The 20364-nt window shown below is 60.8% G+C and carries 17 protein-coding genes and 1 pseudogene; 11 read left to right on the top strand and 7 right to left on the bottom strand.

Annotation, left to right across the window (positions count from 1 at the left end; genetic code table 11):
• Positions 1-141: 141 nt before the first annotated feature.
• Together AC0L2O_RS26070 and AC0L2O_RS26065 are read right to left on the bottom strand one after the other, a co-directional pair.
• A complete protein-coding gene (locus tag AC0L2O_RS26070) occupies positions 142-576 on the bottom strand; it encodes a DUF3551 domain-containing protein (RefSeq protein ID WP_473371735.1) in 435 nt (144 codons plus the stop codon).
• Between the two features lie 151 nt (positions 577-727).
• Complete coding sequence (locus tag AC0L2O_RS26065) at positions 728-1708, bottom strand: ABC transporter substrate-binding protein (protein WP_473371734.1); 981 nt, start codon at positions 1706-1708, stop codon at positions 728-730.
• Between the two features lie 681 nt (positions 1709-2389).
• Between AC0L2O_RS26065 and AC0L2O_RS26060 the strand changes: the two genes are divergently transcribed.
• Complete coding sequence (locus AC0L2O_RS26060; RefSeq protein ID WP_473371733.1) at positions 2390-3673, top strand: lipoprotein-releasing ABC transporter permease subunit; 1284 nt, start codon at positions 2390-2392, stop codon at positions 3671-3673.
• 688 nt (positions 3674-4361) lie between these two features.
• On the opposite strand, the gene AC0L2O_RS26055 is transcribed toward AC0L2O_RS26060, so the two are convergent.
• The 3 genes from AC0L2O_RS26055 to AC0L2O_RS26045 form a co-directional block, all read right to left on the bottom strand.
• Positions 4362-5453: a TRAP transporter substrate-binding protein gene (locus AC0L2O_RS26055; RefSeq protein WP_369724728.1), complete on the bottom strand. Its 1092-nt coding sequence runs from the start codon at positions 5451-5453 to the stop codon at positions 4362-4364.
• A 194-nt stretch (positions 5454-5647) separates the two neighbouring features.
• Positions 5648-6784 (bottom strand): Mrp/NBP35 family ATP-binding protein, encoded by a 1137-nt coding sequence (locus tag AC0L2O_RS26050; RefSeq protein WP_409189235.1) that lies wholly within the window; start codon positions 6782-6784, stop codon positions 5648-5650.
• Between the two features lie 54 nt (positions 6785-6838).
• The gene (locus tag AC0L2O_RS26045) at positions 6839-7288 is read right to left on the bottom strand and encodes a VOC family protein (RefSeq protein ID WP_409189236.1); all 450 of its coding nucleotides are present in this window, start codon (positions 7286-7288) and stop codon (positions 6839-6841) included.
• Between the two features lie 186 nt (positions 7289-7474).
• Between AC0L2O_RS26045 and AC0L2O_RS26040 the strand changes: the two genes are divergently transcribed.
• From AC0L2O_RS26040 to AC0L2O_RS26020, 5 genes are all read left to right on the top strand, one after another.
• Positions 7475-8344 (top strand): NAD(P)-dependent oxidoreductase, encoded by an 870-nt coding sequence (locus tag AC0L2O_RS26040; protein ID WP_473371732.1) that lies wholly within the window; start codon positions 7475-7477, stop codon positions 8342-8344.
• A gap of 21 nt (positions 8345-8365) precedes the next feature.
• Positions 8366-9643: a sodium:proton antiporter NhaD gene (nhaD, locus tag AC0L2O_RS26035; RefSeq protein ID WP_473371731.1), complete on the top strand. Its 1278-nt coding sequence runs from the start codon at positions 8366-8368 to the stop codon at positions 9641-9643.
• A gap of 136 nt (positions 9644-9779) precedes the next feature.
• On the top strand, positions 9780-11375 hold the full coding sequence (locus AC0L2O_RS26030) for a sensor histidine kinase (RefSeq protein WP_473371730.1): 1596 nt from the start codon (positions 9780-9782) through the stop codon (positions 11373-11375).
• Positions 11376-11419: 44 nt separating this feature from the next.
• A complete protein-coding gene (locus AC0L2O_RS26025; RefSeq protein ID WP_473371729.1) occupies positions 11420-11623 on the top strand; it encodes a DUF1289 domain-containing protein in 204 nt (67 codons plus the stop codon).
• Between the two features lie 28 nt (positions 11624-11651).
• On the top strand, positions 11652-12206 hold the full coding sequence (locus tag AC0L2O_RS26020) for a TIGR02281 family clan AA aspartic protease (protein ID WP_473371728.1): 555 nt from the start codon (positions 11652-11654) through the stop codon (positions 12204-12206).
• A 54-nt stretch (positions 12207-12260) separates the two neighbouring features.
• On the opposite strand, the gene dusA is transcribed toward AC0L2O_RS26020, so the two are convergent.
• Positions 12261-13268: a tRNA dihydrouridine(20/20a) synthase DusA gene (dusA, locus tag AC0L2O_RS26015; protein WP_473371727.1), complete on the bottom strand. Its 1008-nt coding sequence runs from the start codon at positions 13266-13268 to the stop codon at positions 12261-12263.
• A gap of 133 nt (positions 13269-13401) precedes the next feature.
• Here dusA and AC0L2O_RS26010 point away from each other — a divergent pair, with 133 nt between their 5' ends.
• The 5 genes and pseudogenes from AC0L2O_RS26010 to AC0L2O_RS25990 all read left to right on the top strand — a co-directional run bounded on the left by AC0L2O_RS26010 (position 13402) and on the right by AC0L2O_RS25990 (position 19440).
• Entirely contained in the window at positions 13402-14610 is a 1209-nt protein-coding gene (locus AC0L2O_RS26010) for a tyrosine-type recombinase/integrase (protein ID WP_473371726.1), read from the top strand.
• A gap of 247 nt (positions 14611-14857) precedes the next feature.
• Complete coding sequence (locus AC0L2O_RS26005) at positions 14858-15508, top strand: LysR family transcriptional regulator (RefSeq protein ID WP_473371725.1); 651 nt, start codon at positions 14858-14860, stop codon at positions 15506-15508.
• A gap of 226 nt (positions 15509-15734) precedes the next feature.
• Positions 15735-15932, top strand: a pseudogene (locus tag AC0L2O_RS26000) (hypothetical protein); the annotation flags it as partial.
• Between the two features lie 501 nt (positions 15933-16433).
• Positions 16434-17306, top strand: a complete 873-nt coding sequence (locus tag AC0L2O_RS25995; RefSeq protein ID WP_473371724.1) for an N-acyl homoserine lactonase family protein — start codon at positions 16434-16436, stop codon at positions 17304-17306.
• A gap of 433 nt (positions 17307-17739) precedes the next feature.
• Positions 17740-19440, top strand: a complete 1701-nt coding sequence (locus tag AC0L2O_RS25990) for an MASE4 domain-containing protein (RefSeq protein WP_473371723.1) — start codon at positions 17740-17742, stop codon at positions 19438-19440.
• Positions 19441-19488: 48 nt separating this feature from the next.
• On the opposite strand, the gene AC0L2O_RS25985 is transcribed toward AC0L2O_RS25990, so the two are convergent.
• Positions 19489-19950, bottom strand: coding sequence for a DoxX family protein (locus AC0L2O_RS25985; RefSeq protein ID WP_473371722.1), 462 nt, complete (start codon positions 19948-19950; stop codon positions 19489-19491).
• Positions 19951-20364 lie beyond the last annotated feature (414 nt).

Below are 20364 nucleotides of genomic sequence, written 5' to 3'. Positions count from 1 at the left end.
GCACTGCGGCAAACAAAAAGCCCGGCCTCGGTGGGCGGCCGGCCTCGGTGGGCTTGCGGTTTTTTCGAAGGATCAGGGGCGTCGGCGCAAGCTGACTCGGGCCTGCTCTCTGCGAGTTCGAAGCTCAATGAAGTGCTACCGCTACAGGTTAGATCTCACACTCTGGACAAACAGTTCTTTTTCGCCGGGCGCGTAACCCAGGCAAGCCCCGTAGTAGGATTCGATGCCGTGATTGCATGATCCAGCCCGGCCGTGGATAGGCAGCTCAGCTCGCGCGTGGTATCCGGCAGCAGCAGGCACGGGAAAGCTTGATCCGACTTGGCGACGATATCGCGGATTAATCCGTTTCACCGCGCCCTTGGTACCAGCATAATATGGGTTGAGGTCGCAGGTCTGATCGTTAGCTGTTGCCCTGCATTGATCGATTGTATGGTAGGCGCATCGATAATAAGAACCGCCTCCCCGACGGACGACGTGCAGGCAAACGGGAAAAGCCGGATCATAGGTCTGAGCCTCAGCGTGCCCCGCTGCGACAACGATACCTAACGTCAAGATCGTTAGAACCAAGGTGCGCATTGGACAGTTCCTCGAAGGCATAAGGCTCGTGTCTTTGACCGGAGGCAGTCTTGATCCAAGTCAATGTTCTCGACACAGGTGCCCACGCGCACTGTGGGTGAAGTCGCCGCGCAAGCCAACAAGCGGACTCATGCCCCAGCGCGCAAATACGTTATTCAATCACCTCATCGGCACGGGCGAGCAAAGCCTGTGGCACCGCGAGGCCGAGCGCCTTGGCGGCTTTGGTATTGATGATCAGTTCGAAATTCGCCGGCTGAAGCACCGGCAGATCGGCGGGCTTGGTGCCGCCGAGGACCTTTCCGGCGTAAATGCCAGCCTGACGATACGCCGCAGCAAAGCTCGGCCCATAGCTGATCAGGCCCCCCGCCGCGACGAATTCACGCCGGTAGTAGATCGCCGGAACGGAGTGCCGTGCGGCCAAGGCTCCGATCTGCGCGCGCTGGCCAAAAAGGAAAAGGTCGGTGTCGATGATGAGTGCGCGTGCCTGCAATTCGGCCAGGCTGGCAAAGGCGGCGTCGATCTCGCTCTCGGAAGTGGCATTCACGATACGAAGCTGTACTCCTTTTGAGCGCGCCGCTTGCTGCATGTCGGCGGATTTGGCGGAAACCGCACGTGATGGGTTGTTGGGGTTGATGAGCAGCGCAATGACTTTGGCGTCGGGAAGCAGCTCACACGCCAGCTCCAACCGTTTGGGATTGAGCTCGTCTCCGAATACGGTGACGCCGGTGAGATTTGCGCCCGGGCGCGCCAGGCTCGCGACGAGGCCATTTGCAACGGGATCGCCGCCGATGAAGAAAACGATTGGGGTCGTCGAAGACGCGGTTTGCGTGCTTCGCGCAACGGGATCGGTGATGGCAACTATCAGATCGACCTTGCGGCCGACGAGGTCACCAGCCATCGCTGCAAGCCGTTCATTGGCTTCGACCCAATGATATTCGATGGCGACGGTTTGTCCTTCGGTATAACCGGCTTCGCTCAGTCCCAGACGGAACCCGCCCAGGAGCGGTCCACCTGCTTCCGGCGGGCCGGGACTTAGGAACCCGATCACCGGCATCGACTTCTGCTGCGCTGCCGCCGCGAGCGGCCATGCGGCCGCTCCGCCGATGAGCCCGAAGAACTCGCGTCTTTGCATGACTGCTCCCGAGGGTCGGAACATCGCAGTCTAGCCATCTAAATCGAACGACTGGAAGGCCTTGGAGAACATTCCGCCGAATATGTTTGCGATCGCTCCTGTCCGAGAACATTCATGAGCGATCCTTCCGGCCGCCGTCCGTTCGCTTCCGGCGCACCCCGATGAGCCGAAGAGAAGGGGCTCGGCGCGACTTCGTGTTCGGGCCAATAGCGCCCATTGCCGCTTTTTGGCGGTGCATTGGTGAGACGAGCGTATTCGTTGTCCCCTATAATCCCGATTGGGAAATAGCTTTTGGGCGAGAAGCAAAGGCCATTCGCGGTAGCCTACCTGATACGAAGCAAGGGGGCCGAGCCCAGCTCCATCCCCTCGTCATTGCGAGCGGAGCGAAGCAATCCGGAGTGCCTCCGCGGAAAGATTCTGGATTGCTTCGCTCCGCTCGCAATGACGATGTGGGCGCAGCACACGTAGGACGGGTAGAGCGAAGCGAAACCCATCATCGGTAACCCAACTCGACACGACAACGACGGCAGTCACCCCGGACCGGATGATGGGTTTCGCTTCGCTCTACCCATCCTACGGTCTTCCCGAGGAGAATTCGCTTTTGAGCCGCAAGCCTACTATGGAGCCACAAGCCACGGTAGCGAATCCGGCCACAACAGGACAGAATGGCGGTCTTCTCGCATGACGGAAGAGACCGTGACGGAGCCGCCGCAAACCCGACCCTTTGCACCGTTTGAATGGATGCTCTCTGCACGTTATCTGAAGGCGCGCCGCAAGGAAGGCTTCATCTCGGTCATCGCCGGGTTTTCGTTTCTGGGTATCTTGCTTGGGGTCGCCACGCTGATCATCGTCATGGCAGTGATGAACGGCTTCCGCAAAGAGCTCCTCGGCAAGATTCTCGGAATCAACGGACATATTCTGATCCAGCCGCTGGAAGCCCCATTGACCGATTGGAAAGACGTGACCGACCGCATCAATCAGGTGCAGGGCGTTCGCTTTGCAGTGCCCGTCGTTGACGGCCCGGCATTGGCATCGTCGTCCAACGCCTCCGGCATCCTGGTGCGCGGCATTCGCGCCCTCGATCTGCAGCAGCTTCCTTCGTTCGCCAGCAACATCAAACGCGGGACAATCGCGGGCTTTGACGAGGGCCAGGGTCTCGCGATTGGCCAGGGACTGGCCGACCAACTCTCGGTTCATCTCGGCGACAGCATCACACTCGTTGCGCAGCACGGCGCGGTCACGCCAATGGGCGTCATGCCGCGTATCAAGAAATACCAGGTCACGGCCGTGTTCGAGATCGGCATGTCCGAATATGACGCAGGCATCATTTTCATGCCGATCACGGAGGCACAGGCCTTTTTCAACCGCGATCATGACGTGACGGCAATCGAGGTTTTCACGGCCAATCCCGATCGCATCGATCTGTTTCGCAAGACGGTGGCCGACGCTGCCGGCCGGCCGATCCTCCTGGTCGACTGGCGGCAGCGCAATTCCACGTTCTTCAGCGCGCTTGAAGTTGAGCGCAACGTGATGTTCCTGATCCTGAGCCTGATCGTTCTCGTGGCCGCGCTGAATATCGTGTCGGGCCTGATCATGCTGGTGAAGGACAAGACCATCGATATCGCAATCCTCAGGACCATGGGAGCATCGCAAGGAGCGATTATGCGGACTTTCATGATCGCCGGTGCTTCGATTGGCGTGACGGGGACGCTCGTCGGCTTCGTCGTCGGGCTCCTCGTTTGCGTCAACATCGAATCGATCCGCAAATTCATGTCCTGGCTGACGAGCACCGACTTGTTCCCGCCGAAGCTCTATTTTCTGTCCAAGCTGCCCGCGGAGATCGATCTCACAGAGAGCGCCGCGGTGGTGATCATGGCGTTGATCCTGTCGTTCCTTGCGACCCTCTATCCATCATGGCGCGCCGCGCGGCTTGATCCCGTAGAGGCTCTGCGGCAGGGACGCTAGCCATGGCGACCGGGGAACGTCGGCTGATCAATCTGACCTGGCATGGTGCCGCTGAAAAGCAGCCGTCAGTTCATGGAATTGGTCGTCCGTTGCTCATCGCGCCGCATCGCGCCGATTTGCCGGCAAGTCCGTCTCAACGATAAGCTAATCGAACTGGCCAGCCTTGAAGTCGTACCTCATCGCCAGCTCCAAGCATCCGCTGCGCCAATTTCGGAATATGCGATGATAGCTTCATGCCACTGTTTTGCCCGACGAGTCAAACGGGTTCGCGACTCGCTCGCAAACGAAGCAACGGGCCCGAGCCCAGTTCCATCCCCCCGTCATTGCGAGCGCAGCGAAGCAATTCAGACTCGCTTCGCGGAAAGATTCTGGATTGCTTCGCTCCGCTCGAATGACGATGTGGCAGCAGACGCGCGCCAAACACCGATGTCATTGCGGACAGCTCGCGATCAGGCGAATCGTCGCGCCGGCCAATGCTGCACGGCCATTGCCGCTTCTCGTTGATTTTGCTCGACGGCTCAAGCTGTGGCATGCCCCACAGCGCAACGCGCCCTCGCCCCATTTCTACTGTGCATGGGGTTGTTTTCGATGTTTTTTGTTCGGCACCATGCGGATGCACCGCCGCAAAGAAAAAGCCCGGCCCCGCGAAGGAGGCCGGGCTCTGTTCTGTTGCGACCTGCTCGAACGATCAGCCGCGGGTGCGCGAGCGGATCATGAAGCTGTCGTAGGTGTATTCGGCGACCTGCCACCACAGATATTCGTCGGAGCGGTAGGCCTGCATGGCGTCGATCGACTTCTTGAAGTCGGGGTTCTTGGCCGAGATCTCGCCCCAAAGCTCGTTGGTGGCCTTGAGGCAGGCCTCCAACACCTCGTTGGTGAAGGGACGAAGCTGGGTGCCGCCGGCCACCAGACGCTTGAGCGCCGTGGGGTTCAGCATGTCGTAGCGCGCCGCCATCCAGGTGTTGGTGTTGACGGTCGCGTTGGTGAGGATCGCCTGGTAGTTCTTCGGCAGCTCGTTCCACTTGTCGATATTGGCGAAGGCGTGGACGGTCGGGCCGCCCTCCCAGAAACCCGGATAGTAGTAATACTTGGCGACCTTGGCGAAGCCGAGCTTCTCGTCGTCATAGGGGCCGACCCATTCGGCGGCGTCGATGGTGCCCTTTTCCAGCGACGGATAGATGTCGCCGCCCGCGAGTTGCTGCGGCACCACGCCGACTTTCTGGAGCACCTGGCCGGCGATACCGCCGATACGGAATTTCAGGCCGGAGAGATCGGCGACCGTCTTGATCTCCTTGCGGAACCACCCGCCCATCTGCGTGCCGGTGTTGCCGCAGGGGAAGCCAACCACGTTGGTCTTCTTGAAGAACTCGTTGGCGAGCTCGTTGCCGCCGCCCTGGTAGAGCCAGGAATTCTGCTGGCGCGCATTGAGGCCGAACGGCACCGACGCGAAGATTGCAAAGGTCGGGTCCTTGCCGACGTAGTAATACGACACAGTGTGGCACATCTCGACGGTGCCCTTCTGCGTCGCGTCCAGCGCCTGCAGGCCGGGAACGATTTCGCCGGCCTGGAAGACCTGAATCTGGAATTTGTTGTCAGTCATTTCGGCGACGTACTTCGCCAACTGCTCGGCGCCGCCATAGATGGTATCGAGCGACTTCGGAAAGCTCGACGTCAGGCGCCACTTCACCTCGGGCGAGGATTGCGCGATTGCCGGCGAGGCCACCGCGGCGGTCGCCGCCGCGCCTGCTGCCGACACTTTCAAGAATTCACGACGCTTCATCTTCTGCTCTCTCCTTGCTGGGGCGTTTCCCCTCAACATCTCTTTTGCCGCCACTCATTTCGGCGACGCGTTCAAAGCCGCGTCGCACCGAAGAGGCTTGACTGCCGTGGCCTTTAACACGGAAGCCGCCATTGCGGAACGCGACAATGGCATGACGGGACCGTACGAAAGTCGCATGTCCCGGGAAGACCAGCTCAGGCCGCGGCGATGACGCCCTTGAGCTGGTCCCGGACCTGCCCCGCAATGGCGCGGTAGATCGCCGCATGGGGGCCGTCCGGCTCGCTGTCGACGACCGGACTACCGGCATCCGAGCTGGCGCGAATCGCCATGTGCAGCGGGACTTCGCCCAGGAACGGTACTCCCAGCTTCTCGGCCTCGTGGCGCGCGCCGCCATGGCCAAAGATGTCCGATTTCGTGCCGCAATGCGGGCACTGGAAATAGCTCATGTTCTCGACGATGCCGAGCACGGGCACGTTGACCTTCCTGAACATGGCAAGCCCGCGCCGCGCATCGATCAAAGAGAGATCCTGCGGGGTCGAGATGATGACGGCGCCCTTCAGCGGCACGTTCTGCGCCAGCGTGAGCTGGGCATCGCCGGTGCCCGGCGGCATGTCGACGACGAGCACGTCGAGCTCGCCCCATCGAACATCGCGCAGCATCTGCGTCACCGCCGACATCACCATCGGCCCGCGCCAGATCATCGCGGTCTCTTCCTCGACCAGGAAGCCGATCGACATGATCGCGAGGCCGAAACGCCTGAGCGGAATCATCTTGCGATCACTGTCCAGCTCCGGCTTCTCGTGCAGCCCCGTCAGCCGCGGCACCGAGGGGCCGTAGATGTCGGCATCGAGCAGCCCGACCTTGAGGCCGAGGTCGCGCAGCCCCAGCGCCAGGTTGAGCGCCGTGGTCGACTTGCCGACGCCGCCCTTGCCCGAAGCGACCGCGATCACGGCGGCGACGCCCGGAATCTCCGACTGCCGCGCCATCGGCGACCCGCCGCCCTGCGGCGGCTTATGGGCGTGGACCGGCTGCACGCCCGGCGTGCCGCGGCTCGGCGTTGGTGGCGGCGGCGGTGTAGCGCCCGCCTTGCGCTCGGCGGTGAGCGCCACCATCACGGTGGTGACGCCGGGAATGGCGCGCACGGCGGCCTCGGCTTCGGCCCGGACGGATTCCCAGGCCCGCGCCTCGGCGGCATCGACATTGATCGAGAAGAACACCTTGCCGTCAGCGGCGCTGATCGCGCTCAGCACATTGGCATTGGTGAGCGCGACCCCGCGCGGCGACTTGATCCGGCCGAGGCTGTCGAGAACCTGTTGCTGCGTCACGCTCAAAGCGCATCTCCTGCATTCAAGATGTGCCCCATTAGAGCGGAAACGCTCAAAAGGCTACTGCCTGCCGATATCGTCAGCCATCTCGGCGGGCGCTGCCCCCTGCTCCTTCGCCGCCTCATAATTGAGCTCGATCATCACCCCGTTGGGGTCGTGGACGAAGATCTGCCAGAGGTCGCCGCCGGGCACCTGGCGGGACTCGAATTTCAGCCCCTTGGACGCCAGCCGCTGCTTCATGCCGTCAAAGCCACGGCTGACAAAGGCGACGTGGTGGACAACGCCGGAATCCGGCTTTTGTGGCTCCGAGGTCGGCGAAATATCGACGAGGTGCACCACCGGCTTGCCCTCGCTGTACATCCAGGCACCAGGGAAAGCGAAATTCGGCCGGGCGCCTTTTTCCAGGCCCAGCACATCCTCGTAGAAGCGGACCGTCTCGGCCAGATTCCGGGTCCGGATGTTGAAATGATCGAGGACGCCAACACTCACGGCGCCGAAACCCACACCCATGCTTCGCTCCCTTGTTTTGAAGTCCTTGAGGTTCGCCATCCTAGCACAACGGGCCGCCAAACGAAGCCGTTGCCCTCTCGCCTCAAGGGTTTATGGTGCGCCCCTAATCCGCCCTCATAGCGGAACCGGGCACCCCCTCGCTCCGGCAAGAACCGTAAAACCCAAACTACGGACAAGGTATTACACATGGCTAAAGTCGCTTTCCTCGGTCTCGGCGTGATGGGCTTCCCCATGGCCGGACACCTCGTGAAAAAAGGGGGCCATGAGGTCACCGTCTATAACCGTACCGCCGCCAAGGCGAAGGAGTGGGCGGACAAGTTCGGCGGCAAGACCGCGGCGACCCCGAAGGCGGCTGCCGAGGGCCAGGATTTCGTGATGTGCTGCGTCGGCAACGACAACGATCTGCGCGCGGTCACGATCGGCCCCGATGGCGCCTTTGCCGGGATGAAGAAGGGCGCGACCTTCGTCGACCACACCACCGCCTCCGCCGAAGTCGCGCGCGAGCTCGATGCCGCGGCGGCCAAGGCCGGCTTCAAGTTCATCGACGCGCCTGTGTCCGGCGGCCAGGCCGGGGCCGAGAACGGCGTGCTGACGGTGATGTGCGGCGGTACCGCGGACGCTTATGCCGGCGCCGAACCGGTGATCGCGGCCTATGCGCGGATGTGCAAGCTGCTGGGACCCGCCGGCTCCGGCCAACTGACGAAAATGGTCAATCAGATCTGCATCGCAGGCCTGGTGCAGGGCCTCTCCGAGGGCATTCATTTCGCCAAGAAATCGGGTCTTGATGTCGCGGCCGTCATCGACACCATCTCCAAGGGCGCGGCGCAGTCCTGGCAAATGGAGAACCGCTACAAGACCATGAACGACGACAAGTACGATTTCGGCTTTGCGGTGGAATGGATGCGCAAGGACCTCTCGATCTGCATCGCGGAAGCCCGCCGCAACGGCGCCAATCTGCCGGTCACCGCGCTGGTCGACCAGTTCTATGCCGAGGTCGAGAAGATGGGCGGCAAGCGGTGGGACACGTCCAGCCTGCTCGCGCGCCTTAATCGCTGACACTGACAGACTGACCCCGCCTTGCTGATCGCGCTCGCCGCCATCTTCGTCCTCGCTTATGCGGCGATCGCGCTCGAGCATCCGATCGGGATCAACAAGAGCGCGTCTGCGCTGCTCGGCGCGGGCCTGCTCTGGACAATCTACGCGACTGCGACCGACGATCACGTACTGGTCGGCCGTCAGCTCGACGAGTCCGTCGCCTCCACCGCACAGATCGTGTTCTTCCTGATCGGGGCGATGACCATCGTCGAGGTGATCGACGCCCATGACGGCTTCGAGGTCATCACCTCCCGCATCGGCACCACCAGCCAGGCCAAGCTGATGTGGCTGGTCGGCTTCGTGGCGTTCTTCCTGAGTTCGATCCTTGACAATCTGACGACGACCATCGTCATGATCTCGCTGATCCAGCGGCTGATCGCCCGGCGCGAGGACCGGCTGTTGTTCGCCTCCCTCGTCGTGATCGCCGCCAATGCCGGCGGTGCGTGGACCGTGATCGGCGACGTCACCACGACCATGCTGTGGATCGGCGGCCAGATCTCGCCGCTCAAGATCATGGGCGCGGTGCTGCTGCCCTCGCTGGTCAATCTGCTCGTGCCGCTCGCCTTCATCAGCCTTTCGCTGAAGGGCAAGACCATCTCGGCGCCGCCCAAAGACAACGGATTGCTCGCGGTAAACCGGTTCGAGCGAAACCTGATGTTCTGTCTCGGACTCGGCGTACTGATCGCGGTGCCCGCCTTCAAGACCGTCACGCATCTGCCGCCATTCATGGGCGTCCTGCTCGGGCTTGGCATCGTCTGGCTGGTCGGCGAGATCGTGCATCGCGACAAGGACGAGCATGTGCGCCGTCCGCTCTCGCTCGCGCATGCGCTGACGCGGATCGACATGGGCTCGATCGTGTTCTTCGTCGGGATTCTGCTCGCGGTCGCCAGTCTCGAACATACCGGCTTGCTGTCGATGCTGGCCAAATGGCTGGACGCCACGCTCGGCCGCCAGGACGTCATCGTGGTCGTGCTTGGCTTGCTCAGCGCCGTCATTGACAACGTGCCGCTGGTGGCCGCGACCATGGGCATGTACGACCTCGCACATTATCCGCCCGACAGCTTCCTCTGGGAGTTCATCGCCTATTGCGCCGGCACCGGCGGCTCGATCCTGATCATCGGCTCGGCCGCAGGCGTCGCTGCGATGGGCCTCGAGAAGATCGAGTTCTTCTGGTACGCGCGCCGCATCGCGGTGCCGGCGCTGGCGGGATATCTGGCAGGCGCGGTGGTCTACGTCGCGCAGCATGCTTGGCTGCACTGAAGGCACTCGCCAGTTCAAAATTAACACCCCGTTAACGTAATTCTTTAGCTCCTTAAGTCAGCTCTTAACGATTTCTTGCCAGAGATAGACAATGCAGAAGGCCCGCGTCCAACGCGGGCAGGAATCGTGTTGCTTGATGAGTAACCCCGCTGAAAAGCCTGAGGTTGTGCAGCTTCCGGCCGAGCCAGTCAGCGCTCCGTCAGCGAGCAGCCGAAGGGCTGCGGCGCAGCGGGTGCGCGAGGCGCGCGATAAGTTAACGTCGACCAGCGGAACCCGGCCGGCCTTCGACGCCGAGCTGCTGCGCCAATATGCGCAGACGCGGCTCTCGGCCTCTTATGTCGTGATGCTGCTGGTGGTGGCCACCGGCGTGCTGTTCGGGCTGTGGATGCAGCCCATTCCGGCCGCGGCCTGGACTGCCGGCATGTTCTGTATCCACGTCGCGATGATCCGCAGCTGCCGGCGCTTCCTGACCGAGCCTGCCTCGCCCGCGGCCACGCGCGCCTGGCGGACACGCTTCGTCGTGCTCGACCTGCTCTATGGCCTGTGCTGGATGGCGATCCTGATCCATCCCGTGCTCGACACGGTCACGGAAACGCTGATGATGTTCCTGATGCTGCTGGTGATCGCAGTATCGAGCATGCTCGCCGCCAATTTGCCGATCGCGGCCCTCGCCGCCACCGCGCCTGTTGCGGTCGCGATGGCGCTGAGCTTTGCGATGAGCGGTTCGCTGGACGATTACATCCTGGCCGCGCTGGCGCTCGCGGCTGAAGGCTATTTCATACTGCTGGCACACCAGCTGCACTCCTCGACGTTCGCAACGCTCGAAGCGCGCGCCGAGAAGGACGCGCTGATCGGCGAGCTCGAGCAGGCCAAGGCGATCTCGGACGAGGCGCGGCACCGCGCCGAATCCGCCAACGTCGCCAAATCGCGCTTCCTGGCACAGATGAGCCACGAGCTGCGCACGCCGCTGAACGCCATCCTCGGCTTCTCCGAGGTGATGAAGAGCGAGATTTTTGGCGCGCATGCAGTGCCGGTCTACAAGGAATATTCCGGCGACATCCATAGTTCCGGCGTGCACCTGCTCAACCTCATCAACGAGATCCTCGACCTGTCGCGGATCGAAGCCGGGCGCTACGAGTTGAACGAGGAAGCGGTGTCGCTGGTCGGCATCGTTGCCGACTGTCATCACCTGATGAAGCTGCGCGCTTCGAGCCGCGGCATCACCATTCACGAGGTGTTCGAGCAGGCCATGCCGCGGCTCTGGGCCGACGAGCGCGCGATCCGTCAGGTCGTGCTCAATCTGCTCTCAAACGCGATCAAGTTCACCCCGCAGGGCGGCGAGATTTGGCTCAAGGCGGGCTGGACTGCCTCGGGTGGGCAATATCTCTCCGTCAAGGATACCGGCTCCGGAATTCCCGAGGACGAGATCCCGGTCGTGCTCGCCTCGTTCGGCCAGGGCTCCAACTCGATCAAATCGGCCGAACAGGGCGCAGGGCTCGGCCTGCCCATCGCGAAGAACCTGATCGACCTGCATGGCGGCACGTTCACGCTGAAGTCCAAGCTGCGCATCGGCACCGAGGTGATCGTCACCTTCCCGCCGGAGCGCGTGATGAGCGCGCTGGCGCCGCTGTCGGAGGATTCTCCGCCGCTCCAGCCGGACAGTTCCGTCGTTCCCGACGAGAAACGAAGGCCACGCCACAAGCCGATCATGAGCGCAGGCACCGGCTCCTAAACACATGCTTGCAGACATGCCCAACAATCCCTCAAAATGCCAGGATGAGCAGAGAAACCCCGTGCATCGCCGTCTGTATGATCGATCCCCAGAGCAAGCTGTGCTTCGGCTGCGGCCGCACCTTGCCGGAGATCGCGCGCTGGCATGCGATGGAGAGTGCGGAACGGCTCGCAGTGATGGCGCTGCTGCCGACGCGCATGACGGAAGCCGGATTGCAACCGATCGCCGGATCGACACGGCGCACCTGACCAGGCTGCGCGGCTTCGGGAGCATGCGATGATCCGCTTCCTGTTCGTTCTCATCATGCTGGCCGCCACCGCCGGTGCCGTCGTCGCCTATGGCGATCCCGACCAGATCGCGCGCGCCAGCCACACAGTCTCGCATATGTTTCGCGGACAGACCGCGTCCCCAGTCCCTGCCGTGCAAATTCAGCGCGGCCAGGGCGGCGAGTTCGCGCTCCGCGCCAAGATCAACGGCGTCGCCGCACCGATGGTGATCGACACCGGCGCCACCTCGGTGGTGCTCACCTGGGAGACCGCGAAGGCGATCGGGCTGCCGCTCGAGATGCTCGAATATGACGTCGATCTCGAGACCGCGGGCGGCCACACCAAGGCGGCCCGGCTCACGATCGACCGTCTTGCCGTCGGACACCTCGTCGAAAAGTCAGTGCCGGCCCTCGTCGTGCAGCGCGGGCAGATGAAGACCAATCTGCTCGGCATGAGCTTCCTTGATCGTCTGGAGAGCTGGGGCGTGCATTCCGATACACTGATGCTCACTGGCTATCCCGAGCTGCAGGGCAGCCACCGACGCGCGCGCACGGCAGTCGATTGAGGATCGGCCGACGAAGGGCCGGACTCGCGTTCCAGCTCTTCCGGGCGGCTACGGCTAGGCAGCCTCTGCCGGTGCACGGGCGCCAACGCGCGCGATCGCCTCGCGCAGCACCTCAACACCAGCCCCCTGCTTGGTACCGTGCTCGGCGAGATGGCGTCGAAAGGCGCGCGCGCCGGGCACGGCGTGGAATGCGCCGACGAAGTGGCGCGTGATGGCGTGCAGCCGCGTGCCCCGCGCGAGCTGCGCCTCGATATAGGGCATCATCGCCTCGAGCGCGTCCTGCATCGTCGCATGCGGCGCCGCCTCGTCAAAAATATCCGGATCGACAGAGAGGAGTCGCCACGGCTCCTGATAGGCGGCCCGGCCAAGCATCGCGCCGTCGACATGCGCGAGATGCGCCTTCGCCTCGTCGATGCTCAGGATGCCGCCGTTGATGATGATGGGCACATCGGGCACCGCGCGTTTGAGGCGATAGACACGATCATAATCGAGCGGCGGGATGTCCCGGTTCTCCTTCGGCGACAAACCGTTGAGCCAGGCTTTCCGGGCATGCACGATGAGTGCGTCGCAGCCCGCGGCGATAACTGCGCGCGCAAGCGCATCGAGAGCCTCTTCCGGATCCTGGTCATCGATGCCAATGCGACACTTCACGGTGACGGGCACGGCAACGGCGGCCTTCATCGCATCGACGCATCTGGCCACAAGCTGCGGCTCCGCCATCAGGCACGCGCCAAAGCGGCCGTCTTTCACGCGATCCGACGGGCAGCCGACATTGAGATTGATCTCGTCATAACCAAAGTCTTCGCCGATCCGTGCCGCCAGCGCGAGCTCGCGCGGATCCGAGCCACCCAGCTGAAGCGCCACCGGATGCTCGACCGCATCGAACCCGAGCAGCCGCCTCCGATCGCCATGAATCACGGCGCCGGTGGTCAGCATCTCCGTATAGAGCAGCGCCCGCCGCGTCAGCTGACGGTGGAACACCCGGCAATGCCGGTCGGTCCAATCCATCATCGGCGCGACGGAGAATGGAAAATCGTACAATTTCGTAGTTTTTTCGGTCATTTCAGCTATTTACCGGCATTCCTGAATTTTTGTATTCAGCTCGTTTTTTGGCCATTTTCGTCCATTTTGGTACCTTGAGTACTGCGGCGCAGTACCGAATACCTCCATGCAGTACCGAAACGGAGCCTCCGAGATGGGAACGGTCGTCCAACGCAAACGAAGCGATGGCTCTACAGGATATCAAGCCCAGCTCCTTATTAAGCGAGCTGGCAAGATCGTGCATCGGGAGAATCGAACGTTCGATCGGCGACAGGCAGCCTCAGCCTGGCTCGAAAAACGGGAAAGGGAACTTGCCAAACCCGGGGCGCTCGAACGTCTCGAAGCGCCGGATCCGACCCTAGCTGTTGTTATCGACCGCTACACAGATGAATCAATAAGGAAGATTGGGCGCACGAAGGCGCAGGTTCTGCGAGCGATCAAGAACTACGACATAGCGAACAAGAGGTGCTCGGAGATCACGAGCACCGACGTCGTAGCACTTGCAAATGAACTGATAGTCAACGTCGCTCCGTCAACTGTCGGCAACTACCTCTCACATTTGGGGGCGGTCTTCGCCGTGGCCAAACCGGCATGGGCATACCCGCTTGATCAGACCGCCATGAAGGACGCCTTCGTAGTCGCGAAGCGCCTCGGTATTGCGGGCAAGAGCCGCGAGCGCGATCGACGTCCGGCCCTCGAAGAGCTCGACAACCTTCTCGAATATTTCGGCGAACGGCTGAAGCGCCGACCATCCTCCATTCCGATGCAGAAGATCATTGGCTTTGCCATTTTTTCAACGCGTCGCCTCGAGGAGATTACGCGAATATCATGGACAGATCTTGATGTGGAAGGAAGCCGTGTTTTGATCCGAGATATGAAGAACCCCGGAGAGAAGATAGGAAATGACGTATGGTGCGATCTTCCGCCGGAAGCGCTTCAAATCATTCTCTCCATGCCCAAGAGGCGCGCAGAAATTTTTCCGTATTGCGGCGACACCATTGGAACGAATTTCACGCGCGCGTGCCAATTCCTGGAGATCATCGACTTGCACCTGCATGATCTTCGTCACGATGGTATTTCGAGACTATTCGAGCTAGGTCGCAATATTCCTCAAGTGGCTGCTGTGTCCGGGCATCGTTCTTGGTCGAGTCTCAAGCGCTACACACACGTACGTCAAACCGGCGACAAGTATGCGGGATGGAAGTGGTTTTCAGTGCTGACAAGCCCAGGTGCCCAGGATCCGGCATGCGTAGTGCCTTGCGAACATCAGCGTAGCCATCCAGGAGTTCTACCACGTCGAGGAGCGCGGCCTTCACTGCCACGTCATCCGACTCCACCGCTTTGCCTGAAATCGTGCAGATAGCGCTAGTGAGCTCGTTATTTACTCTGTGGTTCAACTCACGAAAAAGCAACGATCCGCCGGTACCGCAGATCGCCTTCGAATATGGGGTAATTGCCTGCGCTTTGCGCCAACAGCCGCCTCCCGTCACCTGAGGCTTGGGCCCACCAGCTCCGACCTTTCTGCACGCCGCAATACGCCACACTACTCACTTGGCGGAAAAATACGGCGGGTCCGTGTGATTTGCGCGGCTCCAGTTCGGCGCTCCTGCTTGGACGCTGGCATTTGTATTCATAAATCTGTCATCATCTCTTGGTTGAATTTACAACCTAAAGCTGAGATCGAAAGATTCTTGGCCCGTCGAAAATGTGGTCTTGCTCGGCTCTCTGGGATGAATATCAACGCATCAAAGGACGGCGATACTAGCCGCGCCACCATCAACAACGTCGATCTCCATCATCTCCGATCCGCAGTCGCCGCGGCCGATTGCGGTAGCTTCCGACGGGCTGCGGAATTGCTCTCCGTTCGCCATTCGGCGCTCAGCAGGTCTATCAAGCACTTCGAGCAGTCGATCGGGATGATGCTGTTCGAGCGTTCGAGCAGCGGAGTGAGGTTGACGCCCGCCGGTCGAAATGTCTTGCGGGCTGCGAGAACTATCCTGGAGCAGATCGATGCCCTTATGAAAACGCGGACATCCAGCGGCGGGTGCGAACCAGAATACCTGCGCGTTGGGTTTTGCACATCTATGTCAGCAGGCAATTTGCGCGCCACATTGCTGGACTTCAAGCGTCGCTTTCCGGCTATCGAACTGGTCACGGCGGAACGATCAAAAACTCGCTTAACGACGGCTCACCATGTACAGCGCGCGTGTCACCGTCCGGGGCGCAGACGGGCATGCGGAGAAGCGCTGGCTGGCGACTGAGAACGAGTTCAGAGACGTGGTCCGGGTGGCCCTGACATCCGACGAGACAGGTCTTTCCGCGACCCAAGGGCCAAATGCAGACATCCACTTACCGGAATTGGTCACCGTTCCGAGCACACTTCGTGAGCAGCTTACATTTCGCTCACTCGTGGCATAGTCTTGACCGCGGCTGCCCACCTCAGGGAGTAGAGGGCTACCGGCAGAGAGAAAGGCTGTGCGCTAACCGGTCGCCAAACTGCACAACACCTCGGTTAAGATGATCGAGCGGCACTACGCGAAATACATTGCGGCCGCCCTGGAAGACCTCGCGAGGGCCGCAGTCGTGCCCCTGGTGCCGCGGAGTGGTGGAAACGTGGTGCCGATGGGAAAACGCACGAAGGCGACCTGCGGATCTTACGGCCTCTTCTCGCGATTGATCGCCTGAGATCTAGAGCCCGTTTGCGTCTACACAAATAGGTGCCCGTCATCAGCGGGCACGAGAGTTCGTCTACCGGCCACTCGACAATGGTGGTGCCATGCCTGATTTCCGAAGAACGGGCGGCGGCGATATTAGCGGTTCGATCAGCCCGCAGCCTTCACCAGATAGGCACCACGTTCGACTACGCTCGCCTTGACGCTCCGTAACGATGACCACTTTCAGTTCTGCGCTCATGCTTTACTTCTGCCCGTTCGCGCCCCCGAATCGAACGGCGTCGAGTACCTTTTTTTGACCGGTGAACCCCGGCACGGAACCGGATGACCCGCGTCGAGCGACGACTGCGGACGGTAATCTAGAGGTGTTAGAGAACGGACCCTCACAGGTGATATCTTTTCCTCTTTGCTTTGTTAGCGTGAAGGAGGGCGGTGCGACCCGGGGCTGCGTCATGACCGGTTTGAGCTTCCGAGCGGAGGATGATTGATGTTGAAGCGGACAAGAATAGCCATCATGTCAATCCTGATCGTGTCCGCATTCTCAACCGCTCGCGCGTTGGCTGGAGCGACCGACGAGAACCTGCCCGACCCGACGACGGCCGGTTTTGTCGAGAAACTTTATCGGGTGGACTGCGGCCACTCTCTTGCCAACGACGAGTCGGTGTGGACCCCGGGCGAGAACGCAGGAAAGAGCATTGAGTTCTCGTCAACTTGCTGGCTGATAGAACACAAAAATCAATGGGTGCTTTGGGATACGGGTGTTCCTCAATCGACCCTGAACGACCCCAAGGGCTGGTCGACCCTCCCTAAATTGATCGTGTACCACCTCGACAAGACGATAACAGGTCAGCTTGCAGACCTCGGACTCAAGATAAACGACATCACCTATGTTGTGCTGTCCCACACGCATGGCGACCACATCGGCAACGTTGGCCTATTTCCCAATTCAACAATTGTGATGCAGCGAGCCGAGCACAAGTGGATCTACTCTCCAGACGGCGCGAACAACAATGTGAATCAATTGAAGGCCCTCGCGCGCAAGCTCATGGGCAAGCCAAAAGACCTCCGGTTGGTCGACGGCGATACAGACCTGCTCGGCGATGGCAGTATCACTCTGGTCTCGACACCAGGACACACGCCAGGAAGCCAGTCCCTGTTGGTTCACCTGAAGAATTCGGGTTTTATCCTTTTGTCCGGGGATGTTGTGCATCTCGCGGAGAATTTCGAGAGAAACATCGTGCCGTCCCTGAACACGGACAAAGCGGCGTCAATCGCCTCAATGGACAAGGTCCGGAGAATGATGGCGACGTACCACGCCAAACTATTCATCAATCATGATAAGGCACAGACCGATATGCTGAAAGTGCTGCCGGCATTTTATGACTGAAAGCCGTCAACCTCTCGCAAAGGAATGACTGCCACTTGCCCATTCGGTGCCGACGGGAGCAGGGTTAGTGGTCCGTTAAGAAGCTGGATTGAGCTGTGCTGGATAGGCGAGGGTTGGCCAGAGCAATCGTAGGAACAGGGCCCTATCGATCATTGCTGCGGCTCATACATTGGTATGATCTAGCGTCTACCAAGGTTCGGTCGCAGAGCATATGACGCATCTCTAGGATGGAAAAAAGACGATCGGGAGATCGTCGCAATCGGTTCTTCCTCAGCGGGCTTAATCGCGGCCGGCGAGAGCGGAGTTCTCCATTCGGAGGACTATGTGAGATTACGTCGATACGCCACCGGGGTGAAACGTAGTCCCGCCGGCTGGTGATTGCTGGGGTCGGCGAGCGGATCATGAAATCGACAATGTGCGTCCTGGCGAAGCAATGAGCATTTCTGTGGACGACGACGGCGCCTTCCTGTCGCGGGCCGCGGTAGGATCTCGCGAGTTGCGTTTTTGCCTTGCGTTAACAGCGATTTCGGCCGCCGTCTTTGTTGCCTGCATTCCCTATGTGCGCGCGCCCATGCAGCCCTCGCCTGCTTTCGTTGCTGTATATAACGCCGTATCCACCCTCAATGATCTCACGACCGCCATCATTCTCTTTGGCCAGTTCAACATCCTGCGCTCGCGCGCATTGCTGCTGTTGGCGAGCGGGTATCTGTTTGCCTCACTGATGAGTGCCGTTCAACTTATGGTGTTTCCCGGTATGTTTTCGGATACCGGTCTGCTCGGCGCGGGACCGCAGACAGCGTTATGGCTCTGTGTATTCTGGCACGGCGGTTTCCCGCTCGTCGTGATCCTCTATGCCCTGCTTCAAGACAGTAGTCATGGGATTGCCGCTCCGCCGCGTATCTCGATTGCGAGGGCAGTGACCGCAGTCGTCGGCGTCGTGTTCGGATGTTGGTTCGCTGCGACGTGGGGCACCGAAAATGCGCACCTGCTGCCACCGATGCTGGATAGAACCGGTTTTACGCCCTGGCAAAGGATCGTCAATCTCGTCGACATCCTACTAGTCCTGGGCGCCTTCGTCTTGCTGGCGGCGCGCCCTCGACGCAACCTGCTGAATCTATGGCTTATGGTCGTGATGGGCTATTGGTTCTGCGACATCACCCTGAGCTCCTACCTGAACGGCGGTCGCTATGACCTGGGTTTCTACGCGGGACGAATCTACGGTGCACTGGCTGCAAGTTTCGTACTCGCCATACTTGTTCTGGAGCACTCGCGTTTGTATCGCAGCCTCGCAATCGTCGCAAATCGCCTGAAAGAGCGCGCCACGGAGCTATTGCGCGCAAATGAAACGCTGCAGAGCGAAATTGCCTATCGTAAGCGGGCGGAAGAACGGTTGCGCCAGGCGCAAGCGGATTTGGCACGTGTCAGCCGGATCACCGCCATGGGAGAGCTGACGTCGTCTCTGGCGCATGAAGTGAATCATCCGATTGGCGCCATCATGATAAATGCCGAGACTTGCATGCGCTGGCTTTCGCATGAAGTGCCGAATATCGAGAGGGCCCGCGCGATCGCAAGCATGATCGTAAAGGACGGAATACGCGCTTCAGAGACGGTCGCCCGTATGCAGCAACTCTTCGACCACGGCGCGCCGCTGCGCGAGTTGGTTGACGTGAACGATGTCATTCGGGAGATGGTCATCCTGCTGCACGGCGAGGCTGCACGATATGCGGTGTCGATCCGTACCGAGCTCATGGACGATCTTTCCCCGGTCTCGGGAGACCGCACGCAGTTGATGCAGGTTCTGATGAATCTCATGATCAACGGCATGGAGGCCATGGGCGATGCGGACGGAACCCGAGAACTCGTCATAAAGTCCGAGCAGGTGGAAGGCGGACAGGTCGCGGTGTCCGTCAGCGATACGGGCGTTGGGCTGCCGCCGCGGCTGACGACTCAGATTTTCAATGCCTTTGTCACCACCAAAACCCGCAGCGTTGGCATCGGCCTGTCAATAAGCCGCACCATCGTTGAAGGGCATGGAGGCCGCTTGTGGGCCACCAACGATCGATCGCGTGGCGCGGATTTTCACCTTACCCTCCCGATCGGAGGCGACGCCGCGGTTGCCGATCGTTGCGCGTGACGCAAATCCCCGGGTGCTCGCGCTGAACATTTCGGCGAAATGGGCGCGTCACCCCGTCAAGTGTCTCAGCATCGCGTCCAGGCTGAACGGTCCGACGCGATTGGCCACAAACATGGCCAGCAGCACGATATACGGGACCTCCGGGAGATAGAGAGCGTCGTCTATCTTGTCGGCCTTGTCGATTGCGGCTAACGCACCTGGCGGATACCGTCGGCGCAGGCTGCGATAAGACAGATCACAGCGAGGCCTAGCGCTGCAAGGGGCGTCAGCAGGCCAAACGCGACCCAGGCCGCCTGCGAATTCAAGCCCGGGAACAACCCACTGCATCAGCGAAACAAACGGGATGTTGCAGTCCCGCAGTGTCGCCACCGGGGCGGCGCGGCGTTCGGCATTCGTAAGTTTGTGGTAGCCCGAAAAGACAAAGAACACGCCAGTCACGACGCGTCCGACCAGGTAGGGCAAGGCAAAGCCGCCGATGCCATCCAGGACCAACTGTGAAATCGTGTCCAAACGAAATCCGCTCGCGTCACGACAGAGCGACTTTTGGCTCTGCGAAACGGTGATACTGCGAGCTATTTGCGTACGCGGCCATACCACACTCGGAGAACTCCGATCGCATCAAGTATGATCGGTCAGCGGTTGTGGCCGGCACGAATTGAATGCACAAGTTAGCAGAAGATCAGAGCGAGATCAGGCGCCTTCCCGCTCTCGATCGCAACCACATCGCGCTTGCGCGAGATCGGCGCGGGGCCGATACCTTGCCTGGGAAGAGCAGCCACCAATCATACGAGCGTGTTATGCGCTTGCATCTTTCTGAACATCGATCTCGCGATCGTGTTCCGCCATCTACCAAAAGGCGGCAGGGATTATTTCGGGAGAATGACCACGAAGACAATTCGCGAATTGACAGTGGTATCGGCCACC

The organism is Bradyrhizobium sp. Kon10 (assembly GCF_055807395.1).
This window is presented reverse-complemented; position numbering and strand designations above follow the sequence as displayed.

Coding starts and splice junctions, on each gene's coding strand:
- AC0L2O_RS26070 (WP_473371735.1), bottom strand. CDS start 576: ATGCGCACCTTGGTTCTAACGATCTTGACGTTAGGTATCGTTGTCGCA.
- AC0L2O_RS26065 (WP_473371734.1), bottom strand. CDS start 1,708: ATGCAAAGACGCGAGTTCTTCGGGCTCATCGGCGGAGCGGCCGCATGG.
- AC0L2O_RS26060 (WP_473371733.1), top strand. CDS start 2,390: ATGACGGAAGAGACCGTGACGGAGCCGCCGCAAACCCGACCCTTTGCA.
- AC0L2O_RS26055 (WP_369724728.1), bottom strand. CDS start 5,453: ATGAAGCGTCGTGAATTCTTGAAAGTGTCGGCAGCAGGCGCGGCGGCG.
- AC0L2O_RS26045 (WP_409189236.1), bottom strand. CDS start 7,288: ATGGGTGTGGGTTTCGGCGCCGTGAGTGTTGGCGTCCTCGATCATTTC.
- AC0L2O_RS26040 (WP_473371732.1), top strand. CDS start 7,475: ATGGCTAAAGTCGCTTTCCTCGGTCTCGGCGTGATGGGCTTCCCCATG.
- AC0L2O_RS26030 (WP_473371730.1), top strand. CDS start 9,780: ATGAGTAACCCCGCTGAAAAGCCTGAGGTTGTGCAGCTTCCGGCCGAG.
- AC0L2O_RS26025 (WP_473371729.1), top strand. CDS start 11,420: ATGAGCAGAGAAACCCCGTGCATCGCCGTCTGTATGATCGATCCCCAG.
- AC0L2O_RS26020 (WP_473371728.1), top strand. CDS start 11,652: ATGATCCGCTTCCTGTTCGTTCTCATCATGCTGGCCGCCACCGCCGGT.
- dusA (WP_473371727.1), bottom strand. CDS start 13,268: ATGACCGAAAAAACTACGAAATTGTACGATTTTCCATTCTCCGTCGCG.
- AC0L2O_RS26010 (WP_473371726.1), top strand. CDS start 13,402: ATGGGAACGGTCGTCCAACGCAAACGAAGCGATGGCTCTACAGGATAT.
- AC0L2O_RS25995 (WP_473371724.1), top strand. CDS start 16,434: ATGTCAATCCTGATCGTGTCCGCATTCTCAACCGCTCGCGCGTTGGCT.
- AC0L2O_RS25990 (WP_473371723.1), top strand. CDS start 17,740: ATGAGCATTTCTGTGGACGACGACGGCGCCTTCCTGTCGCGGGCCGCG.